Source organism: Limimaricola soesokkakensis (assembly GCF_900172345.1).
GTDB classification, from domain to species: Bacteria; Pseudomonadota; Alphaproteobacteria; order Rhodobacterales; family Rhodobacteraceae; genus Limimaricola; species Limimaricola soesokkakensis.
Genome location: NZ_FWFY01000005.1, coordinates 101,347 through 123,295, shown reverse-complemented (window position 1 = coordinate 123,295; position 21,949 = coordinate 101,347). Strand labels below are relative to the sequence as shown.

The 21,949-nt window shown below is 68.2% G+C and carries 19 protein-coding genes; 13 read left to right on the top strand and 6 right to left on the bottom strand.

Annotated features, from left to right (window positions below; all coding sequences use genetic code 11):
• The first annotated feature begins 2 nt into the window (after positions 1-2).
• The 4 genes from LOS8367_RS10230 to LOS8367_RS10215 all read left to right on the top strand — a co-directional run bounded on the left by LOS8367_RS10230 (position 3) and on the right by LOS8367_RS10215 (position 4,131).
• A complete protein-coding gene (locus LOS8367_RS10230; protein WP_242665559.1) occupies positions 3-599 on the top strand; it encodes a cytochrome c oxidase subunit II in 597 nt (198 codons plus the stop codon).
• Positions 596-3,052 (top strand): cytochrome c oxidase subunit I, encoded by a 2,457-nt coding sequence (ctaD, locus tag LOS8367_RS10225; RefSeq protein WP_085896401.1) that lies wholly within the window; start codon positions 596-598, stop codon positions 3,050-3,052. The genes LOS8367_RS10230 and ctaD overlap by 4 nt, the downstream gene beginning before the upstream one ends.
• Complete coding sequence (locus tag LOS8367_RS10220) at positions 3,049-3,366, top strand: hypothetical protein (RefSeq protein WP_085896400.1); 318 nt, start codon at positions 3,049-3,051, stop codon at positions 3,364-3,366. Before ctaD ends, LOS8367_RS10220 begins: the two co-directional genes overlap by 4 nt.
• A gap of 81 nt (positions 3,367-3,447) precedes the next feature.
• Positions 3,448-4,131: a fumarylacetoacetate hydrolase family protein gene (locus tag LOS8367_RS10215; protein WP_085896399.1), complete on the top strand. Its 684-nt coding sequence runs from the start codon at positions 3,448-3,450 to the stop codon at positions 4,129-4,131.
• A 213-nt stretch (positions 4,132-4,344) separates the two neighbouring features.
• On the opposite strand, the gene LOS8367_RS10210 is transcribed toward LOS8367_RS10215, so the two are convergent.
• Positions 4,345-5,679: a LysR family transcriptional regulator gene (locus tag LOS8367_RS10210; protein ID WP_133166684.1), complete on the bottom strand. Its 1,335-nt coding sequence runs from the start codon at positions 5,677-5,679 to the stop codon at positions 4,345-4,347.
• Between the two features lie 45 nt (positions 5,680-5,724).
• Between LOS8367_RS10210 and LOS8367_RS10205 the strand changes: the two genes are divergently transcribed.
• From LOS8367_RS10205 to LOS8367_RS10170, 8 genes are all read left to right on the top strand, one after another.
• Positions 5,725-8,145, top strand: coding sequence for a GcvT family protein (locus LOS8367_RS10205; RefSeq protein WP_085896397.1), 2,421 nt, complete (start codon positions 5,725-5,727; stop codon positions 8,143-8,145).
• 114 nt (positions 8,146-8,259) lie between these two features.
• The gene (locus tag LOS8367_RS10200) at positions 8,260-9,018 is read left to right on the top strand and encodes an electron transfer flavoprotein subunit beta/FixA family protein (RefSeq protein WP_085896396.1); all 759 of its coding nucleotides are present in this window, start codon (positions 8,260-8,262) and stop codon (positions 9,016-9,018) included.
• Complete coding sequence (locus LOS8367_RS10195) at positions 9,018-9,944, top strand: electron transfer flavoprotein subunit alpha/FixB family protein (RefSeq protein ID WP_085896395.1); 927 nt, start codon at positions 9,018-9,020, stop codon at positions 9,942-9,944. Before LOS8367_RS10200 ends, LOS8367_RS10195 begins: the two co-directional genes overlap by 1 nt.
• Positions 9,941-10,852, top strand: a complete 912-nt coding sequence (folD, locus tag LOS8367_RS10190) for a bifunctional methylenetetrahydrofolate dehydrogenase/methenyltetrahydrofolate cyclohydrolase FolD (RefSeq protein WP_085896394.1) — start codon at positions 9,941-9,943, stop codon at positions 10,850-10,852. The genes LOS8367_RS10195 and folD overlap by 4 nt, the downstream gene beginning before the upstream one ends.
• Positions 10,853-10,917: 65 nt before the next feature.
• Positions 10,918-11,802 (top strand): formyltetrahydrofolate deformylase, encoded by an 885-nt coding sequence (gene purU / locus LOS8367_RS10185; protein WP_085896393.1) that lies wholly within the window; start codon positions 10,918-10,920, stop codon positions 11,800-11,802.
• A gap of 115 nt (positions 11,803-11,917) precedes the next feature.
• Entirely contained in the window at positions 11,918-12,913 is a 996-nt protein-coding gene (locus tag LOS8367_RS10180) for a taurine ABC transporter substrate-binding protein (protein ID WP_085896392.1), read from the top strand.
• 60 nt (positions 12,914-12,973) lie between these two features.
• Positions 12,974-13,780: a taurine ABC transporter ATP-binding protein gene (locus LOS8367_RS10175; protein ID WP_085896391.1), complete on the top strand. Its 807-nt coding sequence runs from the start codon at positions 12,974-12,976 to the stop codon at positions 13,778-13,780.
• 5 nt (positions 13,781-13,785) lie between these two features.
• Positions 13,786-15,012 carry an ABC transporter permease gene (locus LOS8367_RS10170; RefSeq protein WP_085896517.1) on the top strand — a complete coding sequence of 409 codons (1,227 nt, stop codon included), beginning with the start codon at positions 13,786-13,788 and terminating at the stop codon, positions 15,010-15,012.
• Between the two features lie 181 nt (positions 15,013-15,193).
• Here LOS8367_RS10170 and iolG read toward each other — a convergent pair whose 3' ends face one another.
• From iolG to iolD, 5 genes are read right to left on the bottom strand one after another with little or no spacing between them, the layout of a single operon-like run.
• A complete protein-coding gene (gene iolG, locus LOS8367_RS10165) occupies positions 15,194-16,183 on the bottom strand; it encodes an inositol 2-dehydrogenase (protein WP_085896390.1) in 990 nt (329 codons plus the stop codon).
• A 1-nt stretch (position 16,184) separates the two neighbouring features.
• Positions 16,185-17,015: a class II fructose-bisphosphate aldolase gene (locus LOS8367_RS10160; protein WP_085896389.1), complete on the bottom strand. Its 831-nt coding sequence runs from the start codon at positions 17,013-17,015 to the stop codon at positions 16,185-16,187.
• A complete protein-coding gene (locus LOS8367_RS10155) occupies positions 17,012-17,869 on the bottom strand; it encodes a 5-deoxy-glucuronate isomerase (protein WP_085896388.1) in 858 nt (285 codons plus the stop codon). Before LOS8367_RS10155 ends, LOS8367_RS10160 begins: the two co-directional genes overlap by 4 nt.
• Positions 17,870-17,880: 11 nt before the next feature.
• Positions 17,881-18,852: a 5-dehydro-2-deoxygluconokinase gene (gene iolC / locus LOS8367_RS10150; protein WP_085896387.1), complete on the bottom strand. Its 972-nt coding sequence runs from the start codon at positions 18,850-18,852 to the stop codon at positions 17,881-17,883.
• A complete protein-coding gene (gene iolD, locus LOS8367_RS10145; RefSeq protein ID WP_085896386.1) occupies positions 18,852-20,720 on the bottom strand; it encodes a 3D-(3,5/4)-trihydroxycyclohexane-1,2-dione acylhydrolase (decyclizing) in 1,869 nt (622 codons plus the stop codon). The genes iolC and iolD overlap by 1 nt, the downstream gene beginning before the upstream one ends.
• A 122-nt stretch (positions 20,721-20,842) precedes the next feature.
• On the opposite strand from iolD, the gene LOS8367_RS10140 reads away from it, so the two are divergent.
• Positions 20,843-21,946, top strand: a complete 1,104-nt coding sequence (locus LOS8367_RS10140; RefSeq protein ID WP_085896385.1) for a Gfo/Idh/MocA family protein — start codon at positions 20,843-20,845, stop codon at positions 21,944-21,946.
• Positions 21,947-21,949 lie beyond the last annotated feature (3 nt).

The following is a 21,949-nucleotide window of genomic DNA, read 5'->3' as shown; positions in this document are numbered from 1 at the left end:
CAGTGCATCCGGCCGGACCCGCCGCCGCGATCATCGCCACGCTGTGGTGGGTGCTCTTGATCGGCGCGACGGCGATCTTCCTTCTCGTCGCCGGGCTGATCGCCTGGGCCTGGCGGCGGCCGCCGGGCGAGGTGCAGGAGCGGCGCTTCGTCGTCTGGCTCGGCCTCGCCTTTCCGCTGGTCGTGCTCGCCGCGCTGCTGGCCTACGGTCTCGTGATCGGCGAACGGCTGCTGCCGCGCGCCACGCCCGATCTGGTCGAGGTGCGCGCCGAGGCCCGGCAATGGGACTGGCGCTTCGGCTATGCCGACGCGCCCGGGCGGGTGACCGAGAACGAGCTTCACATCCCCGCCGGGCGCCCGGTCGACGTGGCGATCAGCTCCGCCGACGTGGTCCATTCCTTCTGGGTGCCGCGGCTGGCGGGCAAGCTCGACGCCGTGCCGGGTCATGTGAACGTGCTCAGGCTCGAGGCCGACCGGCCGGGCCGCTACGAGGGGCTGAACGCCGAATACAACGGACCGGGATACCGCGACCACCGCTTCACGGTGATCGCGCATGACGCGGAGGGCTGGCAGGCCTTCCTGCGGGGAGAGAGACCATGAACGCGCTCAGGCGTCACCGCGCGCTGTCGCGCATCTGGGCCTCCGAGCCCGGCCTCAGGGGCTGGTTCACCACGGTCAACCACACCGATCTGGGCCGCATGTTCCTCGCGGTCGCCATCTTCTTCTTCATCGTCGGCGGCATCCTCGCGATGCTGATCCGGGCGCAACTCGCGAGCCCGCGCTCGGCCTTTCTGGGGCCGGACCATTACAACCAGATCTTCACCATGCACGGGACCATCATGATGTTCCTGTTCGCGATCCCCTTCTTCGAGGGGCTCGCGGTCTACCTGCTGCCGAAGATGCTGGGCACCCGCGACCTCGCCTTCCCGCGGCTCACCGCCTACGGCTTCTGGTGCTACGTCTTCGGCGGCTCGATGATGATCTTCTCGCTGCTGGCTGGCGTGGCGCCCGACAGCGGCTGGTTCATGTATCCGCCGCTCTCCTCGACCATCGGCGCGCCGGGGATCAACTCGGATTTCTGGCTGATCGGCATCACCTTCGTCGAGATCTCGGCCATTTCAGCGGCGGTCGAGATCACCGTGACGGTGCTGCGCTACCGCGCGCCGGGCATGTCGCTGTCGCGGATGCCGATCTTTGCCTGGTACGCGCTGGTCACGGCGGTGATGATCCTCACGGGCTTTCCGCCGCTGATCCTCGGCTCGATCCTTCTGGAGCTGGAGCGCGCCTTCGACATGCCGTTCTTCCAGGTCGCGGCGGGCGGCGACGCGCTCTTGTGGCAGCACCTGTTCTGGCTGTTCGGCCACCCGGAGGTCTACATCATCTTCCTGCCCGCGGCGGGGGCGATCTCGACCATCCTGCCGGTGATGGCCCGCACGCGGCTGATGGGTTATGGCTGGGTCGTGGCGGCGGCGGTGTCCTTGGGCGTGCTCAGCTTCGGGCTCTGGGTCCACCACATGTTCACCACCGGCATCCCGCACATGGGGTTGGCCTTCTTCTCGGCCGCCTCGACGCTGGTGGCGGTGCCGACGGCGGTGCAGATCTTCGCCTGGATCGGCACGCTGTCGAAGGGCCGCCCGAGCCTGCATTTGCCGATGCTGTGGCTGCTGGCCTTCTTCGCCACCTTCGTGATCGGCGGTCTCACCGGGGTGATGGTGGCGATCGTGCCCTTCGACTGGCAGGCGCATGACACCTACTTCATCGTGGCGCATCTGCATTACGTGCTGGTCGGCGGCTTCGTGTTTCCGATGCTGGCGGCGCTCTATTACTGGATGCCGCATTTCACAGGGCGCAAGACCTACTTCAAACTCGGAAACACCGCCTTCTGGCTGATCGTGCCGGGGCTTCACGGCACCTTCCTGCTGCTGCACTGGGCCGGTCTTCTGGGCATGCGGCGACGGATCGATACCTATGAGAGCGGTCAGGGCTGGGAGGCGATCAACCTGATCGCCTCGATCAGCGGCTTCGTCATGTCGATCGGCTTCGCGCTGGTGCTGATCGACGTTGTGATCAACGCGGCGGTGGCGATCCGCGGCTCGCGCGACCCGTGGAAGGCGGGCACGCTGGAATGGGCCATGCCCACGCCCTCGGCACCATACAACTTCGCGAGCCTGCCGCAGGTCACGTCGCGCGAGCCGCTCTACGACGCTCCCGACCTGCCGGTCCGGCTCGCGCGGGGCGAGGGGTATCTCGGCGATCCGTCGCGGGGCCGGCGCGAAACCCTTTCGGTCGAGATCGCCACCGGCGCCCCGCGCTACATCACCGTCTTTCCGGGCAACACCTTCCTGCCGATGCTGATGTCGGCGGTGACCGGCCTGTTTTTCCTGGGAATGCTGCTCAAGACCTACTGGCTGGTGCCGATCTCGGCCACCGGCGTGATCTGCTGCGCCCTGTACTGGGTCTGGAGCCTCGGCGGCACCACGCGCGAGGGCGCGTTGCCGGTGGGGCACGGCCCCGAGTTGTTGACCGCCGGCGAGGTCGCCGATCCGCCGGGCTGGTGGGGATCGATCTTCCTGCTTCTCGCGAACGGCACATTCTTCGGCTCGCTGCTCTTCGGCTATATCTTTCTATGGACCATCGCCCCCAACTGGCCGCCGCCGCGCTACGCGGAGCCCGGCCCCGACGTGGCGCTCGCGGCGCTGGCGGGCGCCGGGCTCGCCGCTCTGGGACCAAGACTGCGCCCCGGCACCGGGCTGCTCCTCTTGCTGCCGGGGCTCGGCGGCCTCGCATGGGCGGGGATCCGGATCCTGACCCGCGTGCCCGACCCGACCGCGCATGCCTATGACGCCACGCTGTGGGTGCTGATGGGCTACGCGCTGCTGCATCTCGCGGTGGCGCTGGTGATGGCGCTCTTCGTCGCGGCGCGTGGCCGGACCGGTCATGTCGGCGCCATCATTGGTGGCGAGCCACGCATCGCGCGGCTGTGGAGCGATTACGCCGTGCTCGTCTCGGGGATCGCGGTTCTGGCGGCGGCGCTGCCGGGGTGGCTGACATGATCTCGGTGCTGCGCCTGTCGCTGCCGCTGGGGCTCTGGCTCGCCTCCTTCAGCGCGGTCTACGGCTTGCACGGCCTTCTCTGCTCGAGCCGCTGGGCCGAGCCGCCCATCGCCCCGCCCGAGCGCGCGCTTCTGATCGGCGCGACGCTGGCGGCGATCGCGTTGCAGGCCCTATGCCTGCTGATCCTCAGGTCGCCGCGCTGGCGCGAACCAGATCCCCGGCTTCGCAGTATCAGCCTCGCCCTCGCAGCGGTGGCCCTGCTCGCGGCGGCCTGGACGATGCTGCCGGTGGTGGCCTTCTCCTCCTGCCTGTGAGCATGCTGCCCCGCAGCCGCGCGCCCTCGACGAATGGCGGCGGATAGGGTTGGATCGATGTCCACACCAGCGAGGCGAGACATGAACGACTTCGTCATCCCGGCGCCGCCGGTTCCGACCATCCCGACCACCGATGGCGGCCTGTACCCGGTCCGCCGGGTCTATTGCATCGGCCGCAATTTCGCGGCGCATGCGGTCGAGATGGGCCATGACCCGGACCGCGAGCCGCCCTTCTTCTTTCAGAAGAACCCCGACAATCTGGATGCCTCCGGCACGTTCCCCTACCCGCCGCACAGCCAGGACGTCCATCACGAGGTGGAGCTGCTGGTCGCTCTGAAATCCGGCGGCAGCGACATCCCCGTCAGGCATGCGCTGGATCACGTCTGGGGCTACGGCGTGGCGCTCGACATGACCCGGCGCGACCTGCAGGGCGAGGCCAAGAAAGCGGGCCGCCCCTGGGAGATCGGCAAGGCGTTCGAGCGCTCCGGACCGGTAGGCCCGCTGATGCCGGTCGCGCAGGCCGGTCACCCCGACCAAGGCCGGATCGAGCTGCGGGTCAATGATGACCTCGCGCAGGAGGGCGACCTGAACCAGATGATCTGGAAGGTGCCCGAGATGATCTCCTACCTGTCGAAGTATTTCGAGCTCGCCGCAGGTGACGTGATCATGGCCGGCACGCCCGCGGGCGTCGGCCCGGTCAGGCGCGGCGACAGGATGCGGGCCAGCATCGAGGGTCTGGGTGATCTGGCCGTCAGCGTGACCTGACCGGTCGAGGCCAGCTTTCGCAGCATCAAGCATGGGCGCGGAACTGGCGAAGAGACGGGTCCACCAAGCCTTGCGCAACCGCATACTCGACCCGTCCTTCCCGCCGGGCACGAGGCGCCGCAAATCCACGCTTTGCGAAAACTTACGCGCTTCCCCTCACAGGTGGCAGCGCTGGCACGGCCCGACATCGAGAGACTGAAGGGCTGCTCTGCGCTAGTGGTCGAAACCAATCGGGTCCGCCGGTTCGCCGAGGGATTCCTCGTCGCCCTGCACCTCGATCGCGCCGGCGATCATCGGCGCGATCTTCGCGAAATCCGGCAGCAGCTTGTCGTGCAGCAATGCCCGGCACTCCCGCGCAAGCCGGGTCGGCAGATTGCCGAGCTCGTCGCTTCTGGTCACCAGATAGATCTGCCGCGACAGGCTCGCGAAGGGCAATGGCGATATGTCTATTTCCGACACGAGCGATCCGACATCGAGAAGGCTGAGCGGCGTCGAAATCGTCCAGCCGCCATTTTGCGCCACCGTCGCGATGACCGAGCGGTTCGTTTCGAACGAAAATCGCCGCTGCGGGTGAAACCCGACGCGCTTCAAATGGCCCGAGACCAGCCGCCCCAGAGGCATCGTTTCCGCGTATTGCACGAGAGGCAGCCGGGTCAGGCTCTGCCGCCAATCCTCACGGCGGTCATATTGTCCTTTGGCGGAAATCAAGACGAATTGCTCGCGCAAAAGCTGAAGGATGCTGAAGCGGTGCATGTCGGTCGGCATGATCCCCGTAATGGCGATATCGACATCGCGCGACAGGAGCTTGGCCGTCACCTGGTCCGAGCGGCCCGAGAAGGTCGAGATGAAGCATTGCGGCAATTGCCGCTGCAACGAAGAGGCCACCGCCGGTGTGATCGAGGCGTCGAGATCGTCGATGATCCCGAGGTTCAGGACCGGCAGGCTACGAAGGTTGAACTCGGCGAGGTTCGCCTCCGCCGCCGAAACCGTCGCCATGATGCGGTGCGCATGCATGCTGAGCACCTGCCCCGCCGGGGTCAGCAGGATCGGTCGGCTGTTGCGGTCGAACAGCTTGGCACCGACATTCTGCTCGAGCGCGGTGATCTGCTGCGACACGTTCGACTTGCTCACCCCGAGCTTCTGCGCGGCCCCGGCGACCGAGCGCGCTTCCTCCAGCGCGATGAAGGCGCGCAGGCCTCGCAGCGTCAGCCGCGCGATCGGCCGCTCGGTCGCGGTGGGGGGGGTCTGTGTCGTCGCCATCATCGAACCTCGGGATGTCCCGCATCGGACAATGCCCGTGCTTCGTCTCCCGGTCGACCTCGAATCCGGGTCCGGGCCGGGGCTGGCACCCCCCCGAAGCCCCCTGCGGGAGCGGTTTTCGAAGCTGACCCGCGGATGAGCAACCCGCCCGAAATTCCGCCGACCGCGTGACGCTGCCAGGCCGGGCCGGGCCGGGTTTCCCGCCAGAGGCGGCCCTTCGTTCAGCAGATCACCCACCCCCGTTCTGTTTCCCTGAACGAAGCCTCGGCGCGATTGACCGGGCGGCAATCTGTCGCGCTACTCGTCACAAATCCGAAACGGTCCGAGGGTAGAATGAAAAATCAGACACGCGTCGTCGTAATCGGCGGAGGCATCGCGGGATGCTCCACCCTTTACCACCTGACCCAGGAAGGTTGGACCGACGTCGTGCTCGTCGAAAGAAACGAGCTCACATCCGGAACCACCTGGCATTCGGCCGCGCAGGTCACCAATTTCGGCGCGACCCAGACCATGGTCGGGCTGAAAAGCCATTCCATCAAGCTCTACAAGGAACTGGCCGAGGACCCGGAATACCCGATCAATTACCACCACGCCGATGGCGGAATTCGGCTGGCCAATACCGAACGGCAAATGGAGGGCTATCGCCATTTCGCCAGCGTCGCGAAAGGCATGGCCGTTGACTTCGAGGTGATCGATGCCGAGGAATGCGCCCGGCGGCATCCGCTGATTTCCACCGACAACCTGCTCGGCGGGCTCTGGGACCCGCTCGATGGCGACATCGACCCGGCGCAGCTGTGCCAGGCGCTGGCGCGCCGCGCCCGCCTCGCCGGGGCAGAGGTCTACCGCAACACCCCCGTGACCGGGCTGACCCAGCACAAGGATGACAGCTGGACCGTGCATACCGAGCATGGCGACATCGCCTGCGAGATCGTCGTCAACGCCTGCGGCTACCGGGTCAACGAGGTCGGCGCGATGATGGGGGTGCACCACCCCGTCGCCTCGATGGAGCACCAGTATTTCCTCACCGAGCCGATCAAGGCGATCGAGGAGGCGGGCTTCCGCATGCCGCTGCTGCGCTGCCCGATCAGCGATTATTACTGCCGCCAGGAAAAGAACGGCCTGCTGGTCGGCTTCTACGAGCAGGACTGCAAGACCTGGGGCATGGACGGGATCGACCCGAACTTCGTTAACGCGCTCTGCCCCGACGATCTCGACCGGGTAATGGACGTGCTCGAAGGCGCCTTCGCGCGGATGCCGGCGCTGATGGATGTGGGCATCCACTCGGTCGTCAACGGCCCGATCACCTACACCATCGACGGCGCGCCGCTGGTCGGCCCCATCCCCGGAAAGCGCAACGCGTTCTGCATCATCGGCCTGCGTGCGGGCCTCGGCGAGGGCGGCGGCCATGGCTGGCTGCTGGCGCAGCAGATCGTGCATGGCGAGGCCTGCTACGACACATGGGTCATCGACCCGCGCCGCTTCACCGGCCACGCCAATGTCGAACTGACCGCGCTAAAGGCGATCGAGGATTACCAGAACGAGTTCCGCTTCCACTTCCCGCATGAGCACCGCCCGGCGGGCCGCCCGGCCAAGACCACGCCGCTGACCCCGGTGCTTGCCGCCGAGGGCGCCGAGTTCGGCACCGTCAACGGCTGGGAGCGCGTGGCCTACATCAAGCCCAGCCCTGATTTCGAGGAAACCCACAGCTTCCGCTTCAACGAGACCTTCCCCGTCGTGGCCCGCGAAATCGAGGCGGTACGCACGGGCGTGGGCCTCGCGGAGGTCAACGGCTTCAACCGCTTCGAGATCACCGGCCCCGGCGCGCGCGACTGGCTCGACACCATGGTCTGCGGACGGATCCCGCGCAAGGATGGCAAGGTCGGCCTGACCTACCTCTTGAACCACCACGGCAACGTGAAGGCCGAGGCGACGCTGGCCAATCTCGACGCCGACACGATCTGGTACGGCTCGGCCGCGGCCTCCGAATACCACGACATGGACTGGCTGCAGGCGCATCTGCCGAAGGACGGCTCGGTGCAGGTCCGCTCGCTCACAAATGACTGGACGATCCTCGTCCTCGCCGGGCCGAAATCGCGCGAGGTGCTGTCGGGCGTGTCGCGCGGCGACTGGTCGAAGGCCGCTTTCCCATGGCTCTCGGTGCGCCGCGCCTTCGTCGGCATCGCGCCCGCCGTGGTCATGTCGGTCAGCTTCTCGGGCGAGCTCGCCTACGAGATCCACGTGCCCAACCACCAGCTCTACGCCGCCTGGCTGGCGCTCAGGGCCGAGGGCGAGAAGCACGGGCTGACCCTGTTCGGCGGCCACGCCGTGGAGTCGATGCGGCTCGAGAAGGGCTATCGCCACTGGAAGGCGGACCTGATCACCGAGTTCAACCCGATCGAGAGCGGTCTCGACCGCTTCGTGAAGATGGACAAGCCCGATTTCATCGGCAAGGCGGCACTGGAGAAGCAGCTGGCAGGCGGGCTAAAGCGGCGCTTCGTCACCCTCGCGCTCGATTGCGACCACGCCCCGGCGCATGGAGGCGACAGCATTCTCGCCAATGGCAGATGCATCGGCACCATCACTTCGGCCGGCTGGGGCCACCGGGTCGGCAAGAACCTCGCCATGGGCTTCCTGCACCCCGAATACGCCGAAGTGGGCACGCCGCTGCAGGTCGAGGTGATCGGCAAGGCGGTCGCCGCGACCGTGGTGGATCCGGGCCTCTACGACCCCGAGAACCTGCGCATCAGGGCCTGACCCGAGCACCGGGCGGGGTGCGCGCCCCGCCCGGCCCGAGACAATCGGGGCGCTCCGGCGAGGCCCATGGGGCCCGCGCCGGGCCCGCCCCCCAAGACAGTGACTGGAGACGACATGAAGATACTCGTGCCGGTGAAACGCGTGATGGACTACAACGTGCAGCCGCGGGTGAAGGCGGATGGCAGCGGCGTCGACCTCGCCAACGTGAAGATGTCGATGAACCCCTTCGACGAGATCGCGGTCGAGGAGGCGATCCGGCTCAAGGAGGCGGGCGTGGCCTCCGAGGTGATCGTGGTCTCGATCGGGGTGAAACAGGCGCAGGACGCGCTGCGCACGGCGCTGGCCATGGGCGCCGACCGCGCGATCCTCGTGAACGCCGGCGACGACGTGCATCAGGACATCGAGCCGCTCGCCGTGGCGCGGATCCTCGCCAAGGTGGTCGAGGCCGAGGCGCCCGAGCTGGTCATCACCGGCAAGCAGGCGATCGACAACGACATGAACGCCACCGGACAGATGCTGGCCGCTAGGCTCGGCTGGGGTCAGGCGATGTTCGCCTCGAAGCTCGAGATCGCGGACGGTGTCGCCAAGGTGACCCGCGAGGTCGATGGCGGGCTGCAGAGCATTGAGGTGAAGCTGCCGGCGATCGTCAGCGCCGATCTGCGCCTCAACGAACCGCGCTACGCCTCGCTGCCCAACATCATGAAGGCCAAGAAGAAGCCGCTCGTGGAGACCAGCGCCGCTGATTACGGCGTCGATGTCAGCCCGCGGCTCGAAATCGTCTCGGTGCGCGAGCCGCAGGGCCGCCAGGCCGGGATCAAGCTCGGCTCGGTGAACGAGCTGGTCGGTCAACTCAAGGAAGCGGGGGTCCTCTGATGGCGGTTCTTCTGGTAGCTGAAATCTCGAAGGGCGCGCTGAACCGCGACGCCACGGCCAAGGCGATGCGCGCGGTGCGCGATCTCGGGCCGGTGACGCTGCTCTGCGCCGGGGCGACGCCCGAGGCGGCGGCCGAGGCGGCGCGGATCGACGGCGCGGCCCGCGTGCTGCTGGCCGAGGGCACGCAATACGCCCACCAGATGGCCGAGCCTCTGGCGGCGCTGATCGCGGTGCTGGCGGGCGAGTTCGAGCACGTCGCCGCCCCCGCCACCTCGGTCGCCAAGAACGCGCTGCCCCGCGTCGCCGGGCTGCTCGACGTGATGGTGATCCCCGACGTACTCAAGGTGGTGGACGCCGAGACCTTCGAGCGGCCGATCTATGCCGGCAACGCGATCCAGACCGTGCGGTCGCGCGACGCGGTCAAGCTCATGACGATCCGCACCACCGGCTTCGACGCGGCGGGCGAGGGCGAGGCCGCCCCGATCGAGACCGTGGCCGATCTCGCCGATCCGGGCCTCGCAGCATGGCTCACCGACGCGGTGACCGAAAGCGACCGGCTGGAGCTGACCTCGGCCTCCCGCGTGGTCTCGGGCGGGCGCGGCATGGCCTCGAAGGAGAACTTCGCGCTGGTCGAGGGTCTGGCCGACAGCCTCAGCGCCGCCGTCGGCGCGAGCCGCGCCGCGGTCGATGCGGGCTATGCCCCGAACGACTGGCAGGTGGGCCAGACCGGCAAGGTGGTCGCGCCCGATCTCTACGTCGCGGTCGGCATCTCCGGGGCGATCCAGCACCTCGCCGGCATGAAGGATTCGAAGGTGATCGTGGCGATCAACAAGGACGAGGAGGCGCCGATCTTCCAGGTCGCCGATTACGGCCTCGTCGGCGACCTGTTCGAGCTCGTGCCCGAGCTGACGGGGGCGCTGAGATGAACATCCGCGAGACCACGCGCGCGGCCCGCATCGACGGCAAGGGTTTTGCCGCCGGTGTGCGCGCTCGCGTCGCCGATCACGTGGCGGAGCTGACATCCGTGCAGGGGATCACGCCGGGGCTCGCGGTGGTGCTGGTGGGCGAGGACCCGGCCTCCGAGGTCTATGTGCGCAACAAGGCGCGCCAGACTCGCGAGGTCGGCATGACCGGCTTCGAGCACAAGCTCGCCGCCGAGACGACGCAGGCCGAGCTCTTGACGCTGCTGGCGCGGCTCAACGCCGACCCGGCGGTGCACGGCATCCTCGTGCAGCTGCCGCTGCCGCGCCACATCGACACAGAGGCGGTGCTGGCGGCGATCGACCCGGCCAAGGATGTCGACGGCTTCCACGTCTCCAATGTCGGCCTTCTGGCAACCGGGCAGAAGGCGCTGGTGCCCTGCACGCCGCTGGGCTGCCTGATGATGCTGCGCGACCGGCTGGGCAGCCTCAAGGGGCTCAACGCCGTGGTGGTCGGACGCTCGAACATCGTCGGCCGGCCGATGGCGCAGCTGCTGCTGCGCGACGACTGCACTGTGACCGTGGCGCATCGCCATTCGCGCGATCTCGAAGCGATCTGCCGGGGCGCCGACATCCTCGTGGTGGCGGTGGGCCGGCCACGGATGATCCCGGGCGACTGGATCAAGCCCGGCGCCACGGTGATCGACGTGGGCATCAACCGGATCGAGGCCGGGGACGGCAGGACCCGGCTCGTCGGCGATGTCGATTTCGACGACGCGGCGCGCGTCGCGGGCGCGATCACGCCGGTGCCCGGCGGCGTCGGCCCGATGACCATTGCCTGCCTGCTGTCCAACACGCTGACCGCCTGCTGCCGCGCCCACGGCCTGCCCGAGCCCGAGGGGCTCACCGCCTGACACGCCGCATCAGCGACCGCCGGGGCACCGCGCCCCGGCCCGCCCGCCATCCTTCGGAGACGCCCATGACCAAGTTCTGCCTGACCGTGACCTGCCAATCGAGCCGCGGCGTCGTCGCGGCCATCGCCGGCTACCTGGCCGAGAACGGCTGCAACATCGCCGACAGCGCCCAGTATGACGACCCCGAGACCGGTGGCTTCTTCATGCGGGTGAGCGTCGTGTCGGAGACCGGTGCGACGCTGGCCGATCTCGAAGCGGGCTTCGCCGAGACCGCCCGCAGCTTCGGCATGGACTACGCGTTCCACGACGAGGCCCGCAAGATGAAGGTCGTGGTCATGGTCTCGCGCTTCGGCCATTGCCTCAACGACCTGCTCTACCGCTGGAAGATCGGCGCGCTGCCGATCGACATCGTCGCGGTGGTCTCGAACCACATGGACTACCAGAAGCTGGTGGTGAACCACGACATCCCGTTCCACTGCATCAAGGTCACCCGCGCCAACAAGCCCGAGGCCGAGGCGCGGATCATGGCGGTGGTCGAGGAGGTGGGCGCCGAGCTGATCGTGCTGGCGCGCTACATGCAGATCCTCTCCGACGAGATGTGCAGCAAGATGTCGGGCCGGATCATCAACATCCACCACTCCTTCCTGCCCAGCTTCAAGGGCGCCAACCCCTACAAGCAGGCGTTCCAGCGCGGCGTGAAGCTGATCGGCGCCACCTCGCACTACGTCACCGCCGATCTCGACGAGGGCCCGATCATCGAGCAGGACATCGTCCGCGTCACCCATGCGCAATCGGCCGAGGACTACGTCTCGCTCGGCCGCGACGTCGAGGCGCAGGTCCTCGCCCGCGCCATCCACTCCCACGCCAACCGCCGCGTCTTCCTCAATGGCGACAAGACCGTCGTCTTCCCCGCATCGCCGGGATCCTATTCCAGCGAACGGATGGGCTGAGCCCCATCCCGCCACCGGCGCGGCCCGTCCGCGCCGCCCCACGAGAAATCGGGCAAACCGATCGTCACCCCGGCCGCCCCGACCGGCCATATCCAGACCCAACAAGGACAGACCCATGACACGCAAGTCGACCCTGCCGATCCTCGCCCTGACCGGTCTTCTGGCCGGGACCGCCGCCAGCGCCCAGGACGGGCTGACCGTCGCCTACTTCCCCGAATGGCCGATGCCGTTCCAATACGCCAAGGCCGAGGGGCTCTATGACGAGAAGCTCGGCCTGCCGGTGAACTGGGTCCGCTTCGATTCCGGCACCGCCATGTCCGCCGCGATGGCCGCAGGCAACGTGCAGATCGCGATCAGCCAGGGCGTGCTGCCCTTCATCGGCGCCGCCTCGGCAGGTCAGGACCTGCGCATCGTCGACATCGCCGCCTCCTATGCCGACAACGAGAACTGCGTGGTCGCGGCGGCGCTCGAGATCGATGCCGAAAACGCCAAGGAGCTGGAGGGGCTGCGCGTCGCGGTGCCGGTCGGCACCGGCGCGCAATACACCTTCCTGCAGCTGATGGAGCATTTCGAGGTCGACACCTCGACCATGTCGATCGTCGACATGGCTCCGGCCGAGGGCGCCGCCGCCTTCTCGCGCGGCGATGTCGACATGGCCTGCGGCTGGGGCGGCGCGCTGGCGCGGATGATGGATTACGGCAACGTGCTGCTGACCGGCCCGGAAAAGGAGGAGATCGGCATCCTCTCCTTCGACCTGACCACCACCTCGGCCGAGTTCGCCGCGGCCCGGCCGGAACTGCTGGCGGATTTCCTCGAACTCACCGCCGAGATGAACGCCAAGTGGAACGCCGGCGCGGACCGGGCCGAGATGCTGCCGGTCATCGCCCGCGACGCCGGCATGGAAGAGGGCCCCGCCGGCGAGGTGATCGACGATTTCACCTTCATCCCGGTCGACACGCTGCTCTCGGAGAAATGGCTCGGCGGCCGCGTCGGCAGCTATATCGACGGGGCGGCCGAGTTCTTCCACGCGCATGGCACTGTGCCGTCGATCCTGCCCGGCTATGGCGAGCTGATCATCACGGCGCCGCTGCAGGACATCGGCACCAACTGAGCCGGCGGAGGCGCGACGGCGCCTCCCCCACCCCATCCCCACCGACAAGGGAATGCCCGGATGCCCGGATTGACGCTGAACAACATCTCGATGCGCTTCGATTTGCCCAATGGAACCCATGTGCAGGCCCTGCGGGACGTGTCGCTGCATCTCGCGCAGGGCGAACTCCTGTCGGTCCTCGGGCCATCGGGCTGCGGCAAGACCACGCTGCTCAACATCGTGGCGGGGTTTCTCGCCCCCACCTCGGGCGAGATCACGCTGAACGGCCACGCGGTGCGCGGCCCCGATGCCGAGCGCGGCATGGTGTTCCAGGAGGGGGCGCTGTTCGAATGGATGAACGTGCGCGACAACGTCTCCTTCGGGCCACGCATGGCCGGGCGGTCCAAGTCCGAATACCTGCCCGAGGTCGACCGGCTGCTCGAGATCGTCGGGCTCAAGGATTTCCGCGACAAGGCGATCTACGAGCTGTCGGGCGGCATGCAGCAGCGCGTGGCGCTGGCCCGCTGCCTCGCCAACGATCCCGACGTGATCCTGATGGACGAGCCCTTGGGCGCGCTCGACGCGCTCACCCGCGAGAAGATGCAGGCGCTGGTCCTCACGCTGTGGAAGGAGACCGGCAAGACGGTGATGCTGATCACCCACTCAGTGGAAGAAGCGCTGCTTCTGGGCGAGCGGCTGATCGTGATGGCGCCGCGCCCGGGCCGCATCCACAAGGAATACCGCCTGCCCTTCGCCGATCTCGGGGCCGAGATGGATCTGCGGGAGGTCAAGAAACACCCCGATTTCGGCCAGACCAGGGAGGAAATCCTGTCGATGATCTGGAACATGGAAGAAGAAATTATGGGTCACATGGAGACCGCATCATGACCGGCATCGCGATCCTCCTCGTCTATATCCTCTCCTTCGTGCTGGCCGCCACCGCCGCCGGGCTGCTGCGCCGCGGCCGGATGCGCCGCGCCGATTTCAGCAGCCTCAAGACCGTGACCTTCGGCGACGAGAGCGCGATCCGTCCCGACCGCATCGCCTCGATCGCCTCGGTCGTCGTGATCTTCCTGCTCTGGGGCGCCTTCACAGGCTCCAAGCTGGTGCCGCTGCACGTGCCCGGCCCCTTCGCGGGCGAGACCTCCTTCGTCTACCAGGCCGAAACCGGCGACGGCGCGGTAAGCGACGGCCGGGTGCGGATCACCGTCGGGCCGGATGGGCAGCTCCCCGCCACCGAGGCCGACGCGCCCGGCGAGGTCGCGGTCGCGGTCCAGAGCGGCCGCGACAAGCTGATCCCGCTGCCGGGCGAGGCGCGCGTGGTGTCGGTGAACGGCACCGGGATCACGCCGGGCGGCACGGTTCCGGTCGCGGACGGCACCGTGTCGATGACCGCCAAGGGTACGCTGAGCTTCGCCGCCGAAAAGGGCCTGCAGATGGAGCCGATCTGGCTGCCCTCGCCCGAGGCGGTGGTCGGTCGCTTCATCGAGATCATGACCAACGGCTACCAGAACTACTCGCTGTGGGAGCATATCGGCGCCTCGCTGCTGCGGGTGCTGACCGGCTTCGCCCTCGGCGCGGCGGTCGGGATTCCGCTTGGCTACGCGATGGGGCTCTCGGGCTGGTTCCGCGGCTGGTTCGACCCGATCGTCGAGTTCATGCGCCCGGTGCCGCCGCTGGCGCTGATCCCGCTCGTCATCATCTGGTTCGGCATCTGGGAGACCGGCAAGGTGGTGCTGCTGTTCCTCGCCGCGCTCTGGGTGATGACCATCGCCGCGCGCGCCGGCGTCTCCGGCGTCAAGATCAGCAAGATTCACGCCGCTTATTCGCTCGGTGCATCAAAATGGCAGATTCTGCGTCACGTTATCGTGCCGAACTCGCTGCCCGAGATCTTCACCGGCGCGCGGGTGGCGATGGGCGTGTGCTGGGGCACCGTCGTCGCCGCCGAGCTGGTCGCGGCGCAGATGGGCGCGGGCATGATGATCATCGCCGCTTCCAAGTTCCAGCTGACCGACATCGTGATGATGGGCATCATCCTGATCGGCTTGATCGGCTTCGGCATCGACATGCTGATGCGCCAGGCCGAAACCCGGCTGGTGCCGTGGAAGGGCCGCAGCTGAGGCCCCGCCAATCTCTGCGACCGCGATCTCAGGCCCGCCCCTTTTCGGGGGCGGGCCTCGTCGTTCCGGCACGCCGTCACGCGGGGGGCTCGCCCGCCACGGGACGCCCCTTCCCGCAAGACAACGGCGCGACACCGAACCGGTGCCGCGCCGTAGACAGGACCGCGCCGTTGGACCGCGCTCAGTCGAGCCGCACCACTCGCCCCTCGCACCAGGACAGGTCAGCCGCATCCGCCAGAAGCTGCGCGCGCAGCCCGTCGGCAAGGCTCGGGGACATCTCGCGCCCCTGCGCCACGCTCTCGACGAAATGCCGCATCTCGGCCTCGTAGGCGGCGGCGTAGCGTTCGAGAAAGAAGGCCTGCGCCGGGGCGCGGCAGAAGCCCTCGGGCCCGGCCATCTCCACCGTGTCGCGCAGCATGTTGTCGGCGCGCAGCAGCGCGCGAGCGCCATGCACTTCGATCCGCTGGTCATAGCCATAGCTGGCGCGCCGCGAATTCGAGATCTGGCAGATTCGCCCAGAGGCCGTGGTCAGCGTCACCGCCGCCGTATCGGCGTCCCCCATCTCGCCGATCGCCGGATCGACCAGCGCCGCGCCGACCGCGTAGACCGTGACCGGCTCCTCGCCCAAGAGGAACCGGGCCATGTCGAGGTCGTGGATCATCATGTCGCGGAAGATCCCGCCCGATCCCTCGATGTAAGAAGGCGGCGGCGGCGCGGGGTCGCGCGACAGGATCGTCACCATTTCGACCGCGCCGATTTCCCCGGCCTCGATCCGGGCGCGGATCGCGGCAAAGTTCGGATCGAAGCGGCGGTTGAAGGCGGTCATGAAGGGCACGCCGGTTTCTTCGACCACGGCCATGCAGTCGCGGATCCGCTCGGCCGACATGTCGACGGGCTTCTCGCACAGGATCGCCTTGCCGGCGCGGGCGGCGGCATGGATCAGGTCGTAATGGGTGTGGGTCGGCGTGCCGATCACCACCGCCTCGACCTCGGCGCTGTCGATCAGCGCCTCCGCCGTCATCGCCGTCGCGCCGCAGCTCGCAGCCAGCCCGTGCGCGGCCTCCTCCATCGCATCGGCCACGGCGGCGACGCGCGCCCCCGCGATCCGGCCCAGCGATGCGGCATGGACCCGGCCGATGCGGCCGCAGCCCAGTATCCCGACATTCAGCATCTCATTCCCCCTTGAGCCCGCGCAGCACGCCGCGCGTCGCCTCGACCAGCGGCTCGTGGACCTCCGACAGGATCGCCACCCGGTCGAAGCGGTCGGGGTCGCGCGCCACGGCCGCGCGCAGCGCCCGGCCGAATTCCATGCGCAGCTCGGTGCCGATGTTGAACTTGGCGATCCGCGAGCCGCGCGCCAGCGCCCGGCGCTGCGCATGCGGCACGCCCGAGCCGCCATGGATCACCAGCGGCACCTCGGTGACCTCCACGATCGCGCGGATCCGCGCCTCGTCGAGACCGCCCTCGCCGCCGCGCTGCAGATGCGTGTTGCCAACCGAGATCGCCATCGCGTCGATCCGCGTCTCGCGCGCGAAGCGCGCTGCCTCCTGCGGATCGGTCCCGGCCGAACCTTCGCCCCCCGCATAGCCGACGAAGCCGATCTCGCCCTCGCAGGACACCCCCGCCGCATGCGCCATGGCGGCGATCTCGGCGGTGCGGGCGATGTTCTCCGCGAGCGGCAGCCTCGATCCGTCGAACATCACCGAGGTGAAGCCCGCCCCGATCGCCTCGCGGCATTCCTCCTCGGTGTAGCCGTGGTCGAGATGCGCCACCACCGGCACCGAGGCCGCCTCGGCCAGATGCCGGAACATCGCGCCGAGGATCGGGAGCGGCGTGTGCTTGCGGCAGGACGGCCCGGCCTGAAGGATCACCGCCACGCCCTCGGCCTCGGCGGCGGCGACATAGGCGCGCATGTCCTCCCAGCCCAGCGTCACGAGGCCGGCCACCGCATAGCCGTCGCGGTTCGCGGGCCCCAGCACCTCGGAAAGCGTCGCGAGCGTCATTTGAACTTGGCCACCATGTCCATGATCCCCGGGATCGTGTGCAGCTGCGCCGCATGGGTCGGCTGGAAATACTGCTTGAGGCTGCGCTGGCTCAGCCCGCCGAGGATGGTGAAGTAATACATCTCGTAGCCCGGCAGCACCGCGCAGGGATGGTAGCCCTTGTCGATCAGCACGGTCGAGCCGTTCACGATGTGATAGGCGTCGCCCGGCGCGTTGTCCTCACGCTGGAGCATCTGCAACCCCGAGCCGTAATCCGGCCGGAAGCGAAAGTTGTAGGTCTCGTCATGCCGGGTCTCGATCATCTCGCCATTGTCGCCGCGGCGATCGGTATCGTGCTTGTGGCTGGGAAAGCCCGACCAGCCCCCCTGCCCCACCGTGTAGAGCTCGCTCACCAGGAGGCGGCCGACCTTGTCATGCTGCTTGGCGCCGAGGATGTGCTTGATCTTGCGATGCGTCTTGGTGTCGTCCGAGCCGTATTGCACGATGTCGAGCTCGGGCTCGCGCACGTCGAAGGGCTCGAGCACCCGGTCGTATTTCGCGCCCGCGACGAAGACCTCCGCCGCCTCGCTGCGGCAGGTCAGGCGGGCCTTTGCGCCCGTGGGGACGTAGACGCCCTCGGGCTCGCCATCCCAGACATCGACGCCGCGCCGGCCAAGCGCCTCGAAGCCCATCCCCTCGACATCGACATCGACCGTGCCGGTGGCGGGCACCACGCAGGTCTCGTAGCCCGGTACGGCATAGTCGAAGCTCTCGCCGCGCTTCAGCTTGACGATGTTGAAGTAGTTGAGCGGCACCAGGTCGTGATCGGCATCGACGATGGGCTGGTTGCGGTTGTCATGGGGGGCGATGTGCATGGGATGTCCTTTCAGCCCTGCGTGGGGCCGGGATGGGTGTCTAGAAAGGCCTGCAATTCGGCCGGATCGGGCATGGCGGGGGCGCAGCCGGGCTTGGCCACGACGACCGAGGCGCAGGCCGAACCGCGCAGCACCGCCTCGCGCAGCGGGCGCGCCTCCGCGAGACCGGAGATCAGCCCGGCCATGAAGCTGTCGCCCGCGCCGGTGGGCTTGAGCGCATCGACGGGAAAGATGCCGGTGCGCAACTCCTCGCCATTCGCGAAGGTCACGGCGCCTTCGGGGCCCATCTTGTAGACCACCAGATCGGAGCTTTCGGCGAGCGCGCGCGCATGGGCGAAGCCGCGCTCGATGCCGCCCGCCATGAAGCCGAACTCCTCGTCATTGCCGATGATGATGTCAGCCATGGCCCCGGCGCGGCTCAGCACCTCCGAGGCGACCTGCGGCGAGGGCCAGCTATAGGGGCGGTAATCGACGTCGAAGATCACCGGCAGCCCGGCCGCGCGCGCCAGCTCGAAGGCGCGGAAGGCCGCCGCGCGCGACGGCTCGGCGGCGAAGACCGTGCCGGTGGTGATCACCGCGTCGAAGCGGGTGTAATCCACCGCCTCGACATCCGCGACGTTCATCGCGAAATCGGCGGCGTTGTTGCGGTAGATGACGCTCTGATGCTCCGCGACGCGGGCCTCGACGAGGGCCAGCGAGGTGCGCTCCTCGCCCTTCACGCGGCGCACATGGGCCCGCTCGATGCCATAGGCGTCGAGCTGATCCTCGCAATACCAGCCCACCGCGTCGTCGGACACGCAGGTCACCAGCGAGGCGGAGCAGCCGAGTTTCACCAGCCCGGCCGCGATATTGGCCGAGCTGCCGCCCATCGAGACCATCATATCGGTGGCCTCGCGGGTGCGGGTGCCGGGCGGCATCGCCGTCAGGTCCATGCCGACCCTCCCAATCACCAGAAAGCGGCGTCCCTTCAACCGGTCCAGCATCACACCCCCCGCCGCTGCCGGGCGCGGCCCGATTCCTGGCTTTCATGCGCGGCGCGGACCCGCTCGCTGGTCGTCACCTCCGGCGTGCCGACCTCCCACCAGGCGTGGCCCTGGGTGGTCCAGCCCTCGTAAGCGTCGACCTTCATGACGATGACCTGGCTGCGGTCGCTCGCCTTGGCCCGCTGGAACGCCGTGGCCAGCTCGGCCGGGTTTTCGACCGTCACCGCCTCGGCGCCCTGCGCCCGCGCATGCGCCTCGAAATCGACGGCGAAGGGTTCGGGGATGGTCGGGCAATCGGCGAGCAAATTGTTGAAGCTCTCGTTGCCGGTGTTGTTCTGCAGCTTGTTGATGACCGCAAAGCCGCCATTGTCGAGCACCAGCACGATCAGCTTCTTGCGGCTCAGCGCCGCCGAGTAGAGATCGCTGTTCATCATCATGTAGGAACCGTCGCCGATGAAGACGATGGTGTCGCGCTCAGGCTCGCGCTGCGCCTGCGCGATCCGCGCGCCCCATGCGCCCGAGATCTCGTAGCCCATGCAGGAAAAGCCGAACTCCACGTCGACCGTGCCGATCCCCAGCGTGCGCCAGTTCGCCGTCACCTCGGCCGGAAGCCCGCCCGCCGCCGCGACGATCCGGTCGCGCGGGTGGCACAGATCGTTCACCACGCCGATCGCCTGCGCGTAGGAGTTCGGGCCATTGCCGGGCTTCACGTTCTCGGCGACATAGGCGTCCCAGGCGCGGCGCTCCTTTTGCGCCTTCTCGACCCATGCAGCGGGGGCCGCGTAGTCGAGTCCTCGCCCCAGCGCCTCGATCGCCCGCTTCGCGTCACCGACCACCGGCAGCGCCCGGTGCTTGCCCGCGTCGTGCCGCGCCGCGTTGATCGCGACGATCCGGGCTCTGGCGTCGAAGGCGGTCCACGAGCCGGTGGTGAAATCCTGCAACCGCGTGCCGACGGCGAGGATCACATCCGCCTGCGCCGCGATTGCGTTGGCGCTGTCCGAGCCGGTGACGCCGATCGGACCGATGTTGAGCGGATGCTCCGCCAGAAGGTTGGCGCGCCCCGCGATGGTTTCGACCACCGGGATGCGATGCGCTTCGGCAAAGGCGGCGAGTTCCTTTGCCGCCCGCGAATACTGCACGCCGCCGCCGGCGATGATCATCGGCCGCTTGGCCGCGAGCAGCGCCGCGCGGGCATCCGCGATCTCGGCTTCGTCGGGGGCCACGCGGCGGATGCGGTGGAGTTTTTTCTCGAACATCGCCTCCGGGAAATCCCAGGCCCAGCCCTGCACGTCCTGCGGCAGCCCGATGAAGGCCGGGCCGCAATCGGCCGGGTCGAGCATCGTCGCCAGCGCGGCGGGCAGCGACTGGATCACCTGCGCCGGGTGGGTGATCCGGTCCCAATACCGCACCACCGGCTTGAACGCGTCGTTCACGCCGAAGGTCGGGTCGCCGTAATTCTCCATCTGCTGCAGCACCGGGTCCGGCAGCCGGGTCACGAAGCCGTCGCCGCAGAGCATCAACATCGGCAGCCGGTTGGCATGGGCGAGACCGGCGGCGGTGAGGAGGTTCATCGTGCCCGGCCCCGCGCTGGCGGTGCAGAACATGAAGCGCTGCCGCAGCCATTGCTTGGCATAACCGGCGGCGGCGAAGCCCATCCCCTGCTCGTTCTGACCGCGATAGAGCGGCAGCTCGGCCTGCACCCCGTGCAGCGCCTCGCCCAGGCAGGTGACGTTGCCGTGGCCAAAGATGCCGAAGCCGCCGCCGCAGACGCGCAGCTCCTCTCCGTCGATCTCGATATACTGGTTGGCGAGCCAGCGGATGATGGCCTGCGCGGTGGTGAGGCGAACGGTACCCTGTGATGCGGTCATGGCGGGGCGGCCCTTCCAGGTTTTTCGTGGCAAGTCGCGAATGCCGCTTGCGGCGTTTCGACTCTCACGATACGTATTTTGCAACCGGTTGCAAATCGAAATCGACGAGGGGGGAGTTCGACATGCGGGAGATCGGCATCGGCATCATCGGCGGCGGCTACATGGGTAAGGCCCACGCCGTCGCCATGTCGGCCGTGGGCGCGGTATTCGACACCCCGCTCCGGCCACGGCTCGAGATGGTCGCGGCCAGCTCGCCCGAAAGCGCCGAGCGCTACCGCGCCGCCTATGGCTTTGCCCGCGCCACCGATGACTGGCGCGCGCTGGTCGAGGATCCCCGGGTCGAGGCGGTGGTGATCGCCGCGCCGCAGGAGACGCATCGCGAGATCGCCGAGGCCGCCTTCGCGCGCGGCAAGCCGGTGATGTGCGAAAAGCCTCTGGGCGCCTCGGTCGAAGACGCCCGCGCCATGGTCGCCGCGGCCGAGGCCTCGGGCACGGCCAACATGGTCGCGTTCAATTACATCCGCACCCCCGCGAGCCAGTTCGCGAGACAGCTCATCGCCGAAGGCGCGATCGGCGAGGTGACGTGGTTTCGCGGCGAGCATACCGAGGATTTCCTCGCCGACCCCGAGACCCCGTTCACCTGGCGCTGCGCAGGCGAGGCCAACGGCACGCTGGGCGATCTGGCGCCACACATGGTCAACGCGGCGCTCGCGCTGCTTGGCCCCATCGCCTCGCTCTCGGCCACGATGGAAACTGTGCACACCGAGCGCCCCGGCGGCCGGGTCGACAATGACGACCAGGCCCAGCTGATGTGCCGCTTCGCGCGCGGCACGATGGGGCAGATGCATTTCAGCCGGATCGCTACGGGCCGCAAGATGGGCTACGCCTACGAAATCACCGGCACCAAGGGCGCGATCCGCTTCGATCAGGAGGATCAGAACGCGATCCACCTCTACCGCGCCGAAGGCCCCGAGGCCACGCGCGGCTTCACCCGCATCCTCACCGGCCCGGCGCATCCCGACTACCTCCCCTTCTGCCAGGGGCCGGGTCACGGCACCGGCTACCAGGACCAGATCATCATCGAGGCGCGCGATTTCCTGCGCGCGATCGAGACCGGCGAAACGGTCTGGCCCAGCTTCCGCGACGGGCTCGAGGTGGCGCGCGTGATCGAGACCGCCCGCGCCTCGGCGCGCGACGGGCGCTGGCGCGATGTCGAGAAACACTGAGAA